At 71.3% G+C, this 11,858-nt stretch carries 7 protein-coding genes; 2 read left to right on the forward strand and 5 right to left on the reverse strand.

Annotated elements, in window-relative coordinates:
- Positions 1-38 precede the first annotated feature (38 nt).
- From ACZ61E_RS26575 to ACZ61E_RS26590, 4 genes are all read right to left on the reverse strand, one after another.
- On the reverse strand, positions 39-3,935 hold the full coding sequence (locus tag ACZ61E_RS26575) for a multifunctional oxoglutarate decarboxylase/oxoglutarate dehydrogenase thiamine pyrophosphate-binding subunit/dihydrolipoyllysine-residue succinyltransferase subunit (RefSeq protein ID WP_469702392.1): 3,897 nt from the start codon (positions 3,933-3,935) through the stop codon (positions 39-41).
- Between the two features lie 302 nt (positions 3,936-4,237).
- Positions 4,238-5,260: a HAMP domain-containing sensor histidine kinase gene (locus tag ACZ61E_RS26580; RefSeq protein ID WP_469702424.1), complete on the reverse strand. Its 1,023-nt coding sequence runs from the start codon at positions 5,258-5,260 to the stop codon at positions 4,238-4,240.
- Positions 5,261-5,433: 173 nt separating this feature from the next.
- Entirely contained in the window at positions 5,434-6,171 is a 738-nt protein-coding gene (locus ACZ61E_RS26585) for a response regulator transcription factor (protein WP_078075112.1), read from the reverse strand.
- A 108-nt stretch (positions 6,172-6,279) separates the two neighbouring features.
- On the reverse strand, positions 6,280-7,032 hold the full coding sequence (locus ACZ61E_RS26590; RefSeq protein ID WP_469702393.1) for a spermidine synthase family protein: 753 nt from the start codon (positions 7,030-7,032) through the stop codon (positions 6,280-6,282).
- Between the two features lie 327 nt (positions 7,033-7,359).
- On the opposite strand from ACZ61E_RS26590, the gene lon reads away from it, so the two are divergent.
- Positions 7,360-9,777, forward strand: a complete 2,418-nt coding sequence (gene lon, locus ACZ61E_RS26595) for an endopeptidase La (RefSeq protein ID WP_469702394.1) — start codon at positions 7,360-7,362, stop codon at positions 9,775-9,777.
- A 178-nt stretch (positions 9,778-9,955) separates the two neighbouring features.
- Entirely contained in the window at positions 9,956-10,459 is a 504-nt protein-coding gene (locus ACZ61E_RS26600; RefSeq protein WP_469702395.1) for a MarR family winged helix-turn-helix transcriptional regulator, read from the forward strand.
- Between the two features lie 267 nt (positions 10,460-10,726).
- Here ACZ61E_RS26600 and ACZ61E_RS26605 read toward each other — a convergent pair whose 3' ends face one another.
- Entirely contained in the window at positions 10,727-11,509 is a 783-nt protein-coding gene (locus ACZ61E_RS26605; protein ID WP_469702396.1) for a hypothetical protein, read from the reverse strand.
- Between the last annotated feature and the right edge of the window lie 349 nt (positions 11,510-11,858).

Genomic DNA, 11,858 nt, shown 5'->3' on the forward strand with positions numbered 1-11,858 from the left:
GAAGCGGGGCCGGGCCCTCGTACGTCATGTCACCGCGCTCAGGCGTCGAACACCTCGGCGCACAGCTGCGCCTGCTCCGCCTGGTGCCGCTTGGCCGAGCCGACCGCCGGCGACGACGACGCGGTCCGCGAGATACGGCGCAGACGCTCGCCGTGCGGGATGTCGGCGCCGACCGCCAGGTCCAGGTGGTCGATCAGGTTGAGCGCGATGAACGGCCACGCGCCCTGGTTCGCCGGCTCCTCCTGCGCCCACAGGTACTTCTCGGCGTTCGGGTACTTCGCGATCTCCGCCTGGAGCTCCGCGCCCGGCAGCGGGTACAGCCGCTCCAGACGCACGAGCACGGTGTCCTTCAGACCGCGCTTCTGGCGCTCGGCGTCCAGGTCGTAGTAGACCTTGCCGGCGCAGAAGACGACCTTGCGGACCTCCGCCGGGTCGATCGTGCCCGCCTCGGCCATCGCGTCGCCGATCACCGGGCGGAAGCCGCCCGAGGTGAACTCCTCGATCTTCGACGTCGCGGCCTTCAGCCGCAGCAGCAGCTTCGGTGTGAAGACCACCAGCGGCTTGTGGTGCGGGTTGTGGACCTGCCAGCGCAGCAGGTGGAAGTAGTTCGACGGCAGGGTCGGCATCGCGACGGTCATGTTGTTCTGCGCGCACACCTGGAGGAAGCGCTCGGGACGCGCGGACGAGTGGTCCGGGCCCTGGCCCTCGTAACCGTGCGGCAGCAGCAGCGTGACGCCCGAGGTCTGGCCCCACTTCTGCTCCGCCGACGAGATGAACTCGTCGACGACCGTCTGCGCCCCGTTGACGAAGTCGCCGAACTGGGCCTCCCACATGACCAGCGACTCCGGGCGGGCCAGCGAGTAGCCGTACTCGAAGCCCATCGCCGCGTACTCGCTCAGCAGCGAGTCGTAGACGTTGTAGCGGGCCTGGTCCTCGGCCAGGTAGAGCAGCGGGGTGTAGTCCTCGCCGGTCTCCTGGTCCACCAGCACCGCGTGGCGCTGGCCGAACGTGCCGCGTCGGGTGTCCTGGCCCGACAGACGGACCGGGGTGCCCTCCATCAGCAGCGAGCCGATGGCGAGGGTCTCGCCGGTGCCCCAGTCGATCGTGCCGTCCTCGACCGACGCCGCACGGCGCTGCATCTGCGGCATGAGCCGCGGGTGCACCGTGATGTGGTCGGGGATGTTGACCTGGGACTCGGCGATCCGCTTGACGACCTCCTGCGAGATGGCCGTGGTGACCGAGACCGGGAACTGGGCCTGGGCGTCCGGGACATGGGCCGGGGCCGGGTGCGACGTGGCCTCGCGGACCTCGGCGAACACCTTCTCCAGCTGGCCCTGGAAGTCCTGGAGCGCCTGCTCCGCCTCTTCCAGCGTGATGTCGCCGCGACCGATCAGCGACTCGGTGTACAGCTTGCGCACCGAACGCTTCTTGTCGATCAGGGTGACCATCTGCGGGTTGGTGAACTGCGGGTTGTCGCCCTCGTTGTGACCGCGCCTGCGGTAGCAGATGAGGTCGATCACGACGTCCTTGTTGAACGTCTGGCGGAACTCGAACGCGAGCCGCGCCACCCGGACGCACGCCTCCGGGTCGTCACCGTTCACATGGATGATGGGGGCCTCGATCATGCGCGCGACGTCCGTCGCGTACATCGAGGAGCGCGAGGCCTCCGGGGCGGCGGTGAAGCCGACCTGGTTGTTGATGACCACGTGCACCGTGCCGCCGGTGCGGTAACCGCGCAGCTGCGACATGTTGAGCGTCTCGGCGACGACACCCTGGCCCGCGAAGGCCGCGTCACCGTGCAGGGCGACGGGCAGCACGGTGAAGTCCGTGCCCGCCTTGTTGATGATGTCCTGCTTGGCGCGCGCGATGCCTTCGAGGACCGGGTCGACCGCCTCCAGGTGCGAGGGGTTCGCGGCCAGCGAGACCTTGATCTGCTCGCCGTCGAGCCCGGTGAAGGTGCCCTCGGCGCCCAGGTGGTACTTCACGTCGCCGGAGCCGTGCATCGACTTCGGGTCGAGGTTGCCCTCGAACTCGCGGAAGATCTGCGCGTAGGACTTGCCGACGATGTTCGCCAGCACGTTGAGCCGGCCGCGGTGGGCCATGCCGATGACGACCTCGTCGAGCCGCGACTCGGCGGCCGAGTCGATGACCGCGTCGAGCAGCGGGATGACGGACTCGCCGCCCTCCAGCGAGAACCGCTTCTGGCCGACGTACTTGGTCTGGAGGAACGTCTCGAACGCCTCGGCCGCGTTCAGCCTGCGCAGGATCCGCAGCTGCTCCTCGCGCTCCGGCTTGGTGTTGGAGCGCTCGATGCGGTCCTGGAGCCACTTGCGCTGCTTCGGGTCCTGGATGTGCATGAACTCGACACCGGTGGTGCGGCAGTACGAGTTGCGCAGCACGCCCAGGATGTCGCGCAGCTTCATCATCGACTGGCCGGCGAAGCCGCCGACCGCGAACTCCCGCTCCAGGTCCCACAGGGTGAGGCCGTGCTCGGTGATGTCCAGGTCGGGGTGCTTGCGCTGGCGGTACTCCAACGGGTCGGTGTCGGCCATGACATGACCGCGCACCCGGTAGGAGTGGATCAGCTCGAAGACCCGCGCGGGCTTCGTGACGTCCTCGTCGTGCGAGGCGTCGATGTCCTTGAGCCAGCGCACCGGCTCGTACGGGATCCGCAGCGCCTGGAAGATCTCGTCGTAGAACTCGTTCTCGCCGAGCAGCAGCTGGCTGACGATCCGCAGGAACTCGCCGGAGGCGGCGCCCTGGATGACCCGGTGGTCGTACGTGGAGGTCAGCGTCATGACCTTGGAGATGCCCAGCTTGTTCAGGGTGTCCTGCGACGTGCCCTGGAACTCCGCCGGGTAGTCCATCGAACCGACGCCCATGATGACCGACTGACCCGGCATCAGACGCGGCACGGAGTGCACCGTGCCGAGGCCGCCCGGGTTGGTCAGCGAGACGGTGACGCCGCTGAAGTCGTCCATCGTGAGCTTGTTGCCGCGGGCGCGCCGGACGATGTCCTCGTACGCCTGCCAGAACTCGAAGAAGTTGAGCGTCTCGGCCTTCTTGATGCCGGCGACGACGAGCTGGCGGTCGCCGTTCGGCTTCACCAGGTCGATGGCCAGACCGAAGTTGATGTGCTCCGGCTTGACCAGGGTGGGCTTGCCGTCCTTCTGCGCGAAGGAGTAATTCATCGACGGCATGGCCTTGATGGCCTGCACCATCGCGTACCCGATGAGGTGCGTGAAGGAGATCTTGCCGCCGCGCGCCCGCTTCAGGTGGTTGTTGATGACGATGCGGTTGTCGAAGAGCAGCTTCACCGGGACGGCGCGCACGGACGTGGCCGTCGGCAGCTCCAGCGACAGGCTCATGTTCTTCGCGACGGCCGCGGAGGGGCCGCGCAGCGTCACGTACTCGGGGCCGGCTGGCTCCTCGCCGGACGGCTCGTCCTTCTTCGGCGCCGCCTTGGCTGCCGCCGGCTTCGCGGCGGGCGGCGCGGCCTGGGGCGGCGCGGGAGCCGCGGCGGCGGGCTTCGCCGGAGCGGCCGGCGCGGCGGCGGGGGCCCCCGACTCGGCCCTGGGGGCCTGAGCCTGCGCGGGAGCCGCCGCCACGGGCTTCGCCGGGGCGGCGGGAGCGGTCGCGGTGGTCGTCGCCTTCGGTGTCACGGGTGCGGCGGGCGCGGCACCCGCCGCAGCCCCCGCGGCTGCGGTGGACGCCGTCGCGGACTCCTGGCTCTTGTCCGCCGTACCGGTCGTGCCCGGCTTGTAGTCGGCGAAGAAGTCCCACCAGGCGCGGTCGACCGAATTCGGGTCCTGGAGGTACTGCTGGTAGATCTCGTCGACGAGCCATTCATTGGGCCCGAAGGCGGCGGCAGGATTCTTGTCCTGACCCGCTTGGTCGGTCGAGACGCTTGAGTTACTGGGGGACTGAGACGACACGGCGGCAACCGCCCTCTTCCGCTTCACAAGGTGATGGACAGCGGGAATCAAGGCTACGCCTACCGGACCGAGAGGAGCAGACCGGGCGGGGGCAACGTCATGCAAGTCACACCGGAAGGCGGGTTTCGGCGTAGGAATTGGCGGGAATCGAGCCAGGTTTCCCGAGAGCTGTCCTCGGAGCTGCGGACGCACCTCGGCGCCGACACGGCCTTTTCACCGCCTGAACGGAGTCCGGACCGGCGGCACCCGACCGAATTTCCGTCAGAACACGCTCGTTCGGTGCCTCCGCTTCGAACCCTACGTCAACCTCGCGCCCGAGGGATTCCCGGAAGTGTCACCTGGATGAGGCAGCCACGTACGGATTCGGCCACCCCGATACGTCCGCCGTGCAGATCCACCGCCCAGCTCGCGATCGCCAGCCCCAGCCCCGTACCGCCGTCACTGCCCGGACCGTGCGGCGACGGGGCGCTGCCGCGGTTGAAACGCTCGAACACCCGGTGCCGCTCCGGTTCCGGAATACCCGGCCCCTCGTCCTGGATCTCCAGATCCAGCGACTCCGGACCGTGCCCCCGCCGCGCCCGCACCGTCACCCGGCCGTGCGGCGGACTGTGTTTGACCGCGTTGTCGATGAGATTCGCCACCACCTGGTGCAGCCGCTCCGCGTCCGCGTGCGCCGTCAGCTCCGGCGGCGACACATCCAGGTGCAGATGCACGTCCGTACGGGTGTGGTTGCCGGAGCCCGAGCTGAGACCGCGCTGCGAGGCCGCGAGATTGGCCTCCTTCAGCACCCCCGACAGATACGGCCACACCTCGAAGCGCCGCGCCTTCAGCGGCAGCACGCCGTTGTCGAGCCGGGACAGGTCCAGCAGCGTCTCCACCAGCCTGCCCAGCCGCTCCGTCTGCTTCAGCGCCGTGCGCATCGTCTCCGGATCGGCGGCGGACACCCCGTCCACCACGTTCTCCAGCACGGCGCGCAGCGCGGCGATCGGTGTGCGCAGCTCGTGCGAGACATTGGCGACCAGCTCCTTGCGGTGCCGGTCCACCGCCTCCAGGTCGTCCGCCATCCGGTTGATGGTGGACGCCAGGTCGCCCAGCTCGTCACGGCGGTCGGCGCCGCTGACGCGCCGCGTGAAGTCACCGTGCGAGATGCCCTTCGCGACCGTGTTCATCTCGTCCAGCGGGGCGGTCAGACCGTGCGCCACGAACTGTGTGATCAACAGCGTCGCGATCATGGAGAAGACCGTGATGAAGCGCAGCTCGGTCTCGGTGCGCAGCGCCACCATCAGCAGCCCCGTGGTGATCAGCACGGAGACCACCACGAGCATGCCGAGCTTGGTCTTGATGGAGAACGGCCGCAGACCGCCGGCGTCCGCCCCGCCGAGGGACCCGTGCCCGGCCCTGATCCTGGCCGGGCCCTTGCGCGCCGGGCCGCCGTGGCCCGCGCGCCCCGTACGTCCGGGGCCCTCGCCCTGCTCGCCCCCGCCGCCCGGCGCCCGGCTCATGGTGCCGGTGTCTCCAGGGCGTACCCCACGCCGTGCACCGTCCGGATGCGCTCGGCGCCGATCTTCCGGCGCAGCGCCTTGATGTGGCTGTCGACCGTACGGGTGCCGGAGGCGTCCGCCCAGTCCCACACCTCGGCCAGCAGCTGCTCACGCGAGAGCACCGCGCGCGGTGTGTTCGCCAGACAGACCAGCAGGTCGAACTCGGTGGGCGTCAGATGCACGTCCTCCGCCCGCACCCGCACCCTGCGCTGCGCGTGGTCGATCTCCAGCTCACCGAGGCGCAGGATGCCGCTGCGCGGCGTCACGGCGGCCAGCGCCGCGCGCTCCACCCGGCGCAGCAGGACATGCACCCGCGCCGCCAGCTCCCGCATCGAGAACGGCTTGGTCATGTAGTCGTCGGCGCCGACGCCGAGCCCCACGAGCATGTCGGTCTCGTCGTCGCGCGCCGTCAGCATCAGTACGGGCACCGGACGCTGCGCCTGGACACGGCGGCAGACCTCCAGACCGTCGAAGCCGGGCAGCATCACGTCGAGGACCATCAGGTCGGGCTGCCACGCCTCGGCGGCGTCCACGGCCGCGGGACCGTCGACCGCGGTCTGGACCACGAAGCCCTCGGCGCGCAGCCGGGCCGCGATGGCGTCGACGATCGTCGCGTCGTCCTCGACCACGAGCACCCGGCGCTGCGCGCCGGGAGTGGCCGCGACCCCGTTCTGGCTGGTGTGTGTCTGCTCCATCGCCCCGCCCCTGGTACGTTCCGCGATCCGTGTTCCTCGATCCACAACCCCGTGAGGATGTCGATCCCGTGTGTGGGGAGCAGCGTAGAGGCACCGGAGGGCTCCCGGCTACGCAGGGCGAACGGCGAGGTGGACCACGTCAGGCACTCCCCGGGCAACTGGGATCTCTTCGGTCCTAACCCCGGTGAAACCGGCATTCCGCAGCGCCTCCTCGAAGGCGGGGGACGGCCGCGCGGACCATACGGCGAGGACTCCGCCGGGGTTGAGCCGCGCCAGGCAGTCGGCCAGCCCGGCGGGTGTGTACAGGCTCGCGTTCTCGTCGGTGACGGTCCAGCCGGGTCCGTTGTCGATGTCGAGGCAGAGGGCGTCGTAGTGGTCGGTGGGCCCGTCGGTGACCTCCGCCGCCTCACGCAGGTACTCGACGAGGTCGGTGCGGAGGATCACAGTGCGCGGGTCGCCGAGCGCGGCGCCGGAGATCCGGGCGAGCGGGCCCCCGTGGTGCCAGTCGATGACGGCCTGCTCGCGTTCGACGACCACGATCCGGCCCCAGCGGTCGTCGGCGGCGGCGTGCGCGAGGGAGAAACCGACACCGAGCCCGCCGATCAGGACGGACGGCAGGCCGTCACGGCGGTCGGGCGCGAGGGCGGCCTGCGCGGCGTCGATCAGCAGCCGCTCGGAGCGCCCGTCGGAGGTGTCCATGAGGAACGTGCCGTTGACGACGATCTCGTGGATGTCACCCTCGTCGTCCGGGCCGCCGGGCCGCCGGCGCAGGACGACCTCGCCGTACGGTCCGTCGCGCCGGTCGAGGGTCACGGGGCGGTCTTCCGGGGCGCCGGAAACGCCGGGGGTGGGGTCGGGCACGGGGGTGTCTCCTCAGATCTGCGGCTGAACCGGGTCCGCCGTCATCCTGGCGGGGCGCGCGGGGCGACGACAATTCGGTTCCCGGGCCGTCTGCCCGGGGAGGGGTCGGTCAGTCGTCACTCACGCGTACGGCGCAGGTGAGGCGTACGGCCCCGGACCGTCCCTCCCGTCCCGGCCGACGTCCGCCGCCACTGAGCCCCGTCCCGCGCGGCCCGTCCGGCCCCGATCGCTCAGAGCGAACACCCTCCCCGGGTATCCGGGGAACAACGGCAGGCTCACAAGCATTGAGCCCACATAGCTCAAGTTTTGACTGCCGAAGGGGAGACCATGGCTGCCACGTCCACACCGCTCACCCTGCCCGTGCTGCCGCTCGACGACGAGGTCGTGCTGCCGGGGATGGTGGTGCCGCTGGACCTGTCCGACACCGAGGTACGTGCCGCCGTGGAAGCCGCCCAGGCGGCGGCGGGCGACGGCTCCGAGGGGGGAAAGCCGAAGGTGCTGCTCGTGCCGCGCCTCGACGGGGCTTACGCGGGGACCGGTGTCCTCGGGACCGTCGAGCAGGTCGGCAGGCTCTCCGACGGCGACCCCGGCGCCCTGATCCGCGGCAGGGGCCGCGTCAGGATCGGCGCCGGTACGACAGGGCCCGGCCGGGCCCTGTGGGTCGAGGGACTGCGTGTCGAGGAGACCGTGCCCGACCCGCTGCCCGGTTCGGTCACCGAATTGATCAAGGAGTACAAGGCTCTCGCCACCGACTGGCTGAAGAAGCGCGGCGCCTGGCAGGTCGTGGACCGGGTCCAGCAGATCGACGACGTCTCGCAGCTCGCCGACAACGCCGGATACTCGCCGTTCCTCAGCACCGCCCAGAAGGTCGAGCTGCTGGAGACGGCCGACCCGGTCGCCCGGCTGAAGACGGCGACCGACCAGCTCCGTGAGCACTTCGCCGAGCAGGATGTCGCCGAGTCCATCGCCAAGGACGTCCAGGAGGGTGTCGACAAGCAGCAGCGCGAGTTCCTGCTCCGGCGCCAGCTCGACGCCGTGCGCAGGGAGCTGGCCGAGCTCAACGGCGACCCGGAGGACGAGTCCGGCGACTACCGGGCCCGTGTGGAGGCCGCCGAGCTGCCCGAGCACGTCCGCGAGGCCGCGCTCAAGGAGGTCGACAAGCTGGAGCGGTCGTCCGACCAGAGCCCGGAGGGCTCGTGGATCCGCACCTGGCTGGACACCGTCCTCGAACTGCCGTGGAACGAGCGGTCGAAGGACGCGTACGACATCCGGGGCGCCCAGCGTGTCCTCGACGCCGAACACGCGGGCCTGGAGGACGTGAAGGAACGGATCACGGAGTACCTGGCCGTCCGCAAGCGCCGTGACGACCGCGGGCTCGGTGTGGTCGGAGGCCGCCGCGGCGGCGCCGTCCTCGCCCTCGTCGGCCCGCCCGGCGTCGGCAAGACCTCGCTCGGCGAGTCCGTCGCGCACGCCATGGGCCGCTCCTTCGTCCGTGTCGCGCTCGGCGGTGTCCGGGACGAGGCGGAGATCCGGGGCCACCGGCGCACCTACGTGGGCGCGCTGCCCGGCCGTATCGTCCGGGCCGTCAAGGAGGCCGGTTCGATGAACCCGGTCGTCCTGCTCGACGAGATCGACAAGGTCGGCTCCGACTACCGGGGCGACCCGGCCGCCGCCCTCCTCGAAGTGCTCGACCCGGCGCAGAACCACACCTTCCGTGACCACTACCTGGAGGTCGAGCTCGACCTCTCCGACGTGGTCTTCCTCGCCACCGCCAACGTCCTGGAGTCCATCCCCGAGGCACTGCTCGACCGGATGGAGCTGGTGCGGCTCGACGGTTACACCGAGGACGAGAAGGTCGTCATCGCCCGCGACCACCTGCTGCCGAGGCAGCTGGAGCGGGCCGGTCTGGAGCCCGGTGAGGTGACGCTGGAGGACGGGGCCCTGCGCAAGCTGGCGGGCGAGTACACCCGCGAGGCGGGCGTGCGCAACCTCGAACGCTCCGTCGCCAGACTGCTCCGCAAGATCGCCGCGCAGCACGAGCTGGGCGAGCGCGAACTGCCGTTCGCCGTGGGAGACGGCGATCTGCGCGGGCTGATCGGCCGGCCGCACCATGTGCCCGAGTCCGCCCAGGACCCGGCCGAGCGCCGTACCGCCGTGCCGGGTGTGGCCACGGGCCTCGCGGTCACCGGCGCCGGCGGGGACGTCCTCTACGTGGAGGCGTCGCTGGCCGACCCGGAGACGGGCGGTTCGGGTCTGACCCTGACCGGACAGCTCGGCGACGTCATGAAGGAGTCGGCGCAGATCGCGCTCTCCTTCCTGCGCTCGCACGGCGCGGAACTGGAGCTGCCGGTCGCCGACCTGAAGGACCGGGGCGTGCACATCCACTTCCCGGCGGGCGCGGTGCCCAAGGACGGCCCGAGCGCGGGCATCACGATGACGACGGCGCTCGCCTCGCTGCTGAGCGGACGCCAGGCCCGTACGGATGTCGCCATGACCGGTGAGGTCTCGCTGACCGGGCGGGTGCTGCCCATCGGCGGTCTGAAGCAGAAGCTGCTGGCCGCGCACCGGGCGGGCATCACGACGGTCGTGATCCCGAAGCGGAACGAGGCGGACCTGGATGACGTCCCCGCCGAGATCCTGGAGAAGCTGGAGGTCCACCCGGTGACGGACGTACGCCAGGTCCTGGAGATCGCGCTCTCGTCGGCGACGGCGCCGGCGGACACGGACGTCCCGGTCGCCGCGTAACGCGCGACCCGCTCCGGACGATCGCGGGCGACGGGCCCCCGGCACTCGGTGCCGGGGGCCCTGCCGTGCGCGGACGGGGCGCCCCGGGCCGCGCCGCCGGGATAAAACCTGCGAAATAATGACGCGGCCGCGGCGACGGGCCTCGGAGACGGAACAGTTCAGGAGCGGAAAGCGCGCGATGGGTGTGGTGGGTGCGGACGTGCACGGAGACGGTACGGCGAAAGAACCCGAACCGGCCGGGAATGGCGGAGTGGACCACGAATTCCTGGCACTGGAGCGCGAGTTGGCCGTCTTTCTGCGGCGGGCCAGAGCCAATTCCGGTGAGATGGCCCGCGAGGTCCATCCCGAACTGGAGCCGGCCGCCTACGGACTTCTCGTACGGCTGGAGGAGACCGGCCATCAGCGGGCCACCGATCTCGCCGTCTACTTCGGGGTCGGCAAGGCGACCATGAGCCGTCAACTGCACGCGCTGGAGGGGCTCGGACTGGTCACCCGCGAGCCCGATCCGGCCGACGGGCGTGCCTCGCTGGTCCGGCTCACCGGCGAAGGGGTCGCGCGCTTCCGCCGGGTGCGGGACGCGCGGCGCGAGCGGTACGTACGCAAGCTCGCCGACTGGGACCGGTCGGAGGTCGCCGAACTGGCACGGCTGCTGCACCAGTTGAACGCGCGCGCGGCGAGCTGAGCCGGCCCCGGGGGGCGTGGGCCGGGTCCGCGAGGCGCGCACGGCGCCTCTCCTCCGTAGCCCCGAGGGGTATGGAAGGTGTCCCCTGCGGGTGTCGGAGCGGGCCGGCGCGCCCGGTACGAGGCCGGTCCTCCGCCTCGCCGGGCACCGCACCGGCCGCCGTGGTCCCGGCCCCGCGGCGGGCGGCGCCACGGATCAGGAGCGGGGACACGGCGGGCCTGCCGGACTCCGCCCCGCGGGTGGACGGCGCCACGTCGCGGACACGCCCTACGGCTCCACGTACACGACCGTCGCGTCGTCGTACGGCTTGCCCCGCCGGAAGGCCACCCCGTCCGGGTCCGCCGACTCCGCCGCCCGTACCCGGTCGATCAGCTCCTGCGGTCCGCTCTTCCTGACGAGCGCCAGACAGTCCGCCCAGTCGCCCTCCCGGAACACCTCGACCCAGCGCGCGGCGCCGTCGGTGAGGGCGACGGCCGTACGCACCCGTGCCGCCGGTGTCCGCCCCGTCACGGCCTTCGCCGCCACGCCCGGGTCGACGGCCGCGGTGAAGAAGCCGCCCTCCGCGTTGCGCAGCGCGTCCGTCGCGGCGGCCTGCCGCCGGACCGAGCGCGGGACGCGGTCCAGCCGGTCGTCCACGACGGCCCGCACCTCACCGTCCGGCGACTCCAGGAGGAGGGTGGAGTCCGACAGGACGAGGTGCTCGACCGTGTCGGCGTCCCAGCGCACCATCACGACGGTTGCCTGGGGTGTGCGGGGGTGAGAAAGGTCACACGTGTCACGGTGGGCGTCGGCCGTACGCCGGATCGCCTCGGCGAGGGCGCCGGCGAGGGACATCTCCCGCCGTGAGGCGGACAGTTCGGTCAGCGCCCCGCCCAGCCGGGCGGTGAACCACGGGACGCCGTGCACACAGCCGTCGCCGTCCGGCGGAGGCGTCACACCGTCCAGCGCGATCAGCGTCCCGCCGCTGCCCGCCGAGGGCGTGGCCACGGCCGTCCAGTCCTCGTTCGGGCGCGGATGGCTGCCGGGGGCGGTGGCGATGTCGATGCGCATGGCCCCCAGTCTGCCGGACGGGTGGCCCGCCGCCGGCGGACGCCCCCGGGCCGTCTCCACGGCTGCCCGGCCGTCTCCACGCGGGCCCCCGCGCCCCCTGGCGGACGCGGCGGCCACCGCACCTGACGCGTCCGGGTACGGTGCGCGGGGGCGTCCTTCCGCGCGATGCCCGAGCGGTCGTCGTCACGAGCGGAATGATCAGATCCGCGTCGGGGCGACCGGGCATCTTGCCAAAGCTCACGCGTAACTTCCAACCGCCCCGATCGCGCGCACCGTGACGCGCGCCCGCGCGAGTTGTTCGCCAACTCCTCCTTGATGTTCACTCGTTCAGGTGGCGGAGCAGCCGAAA

Source organism: Streptomyces sp. NPDC104581, assembly GCF_055583685.1.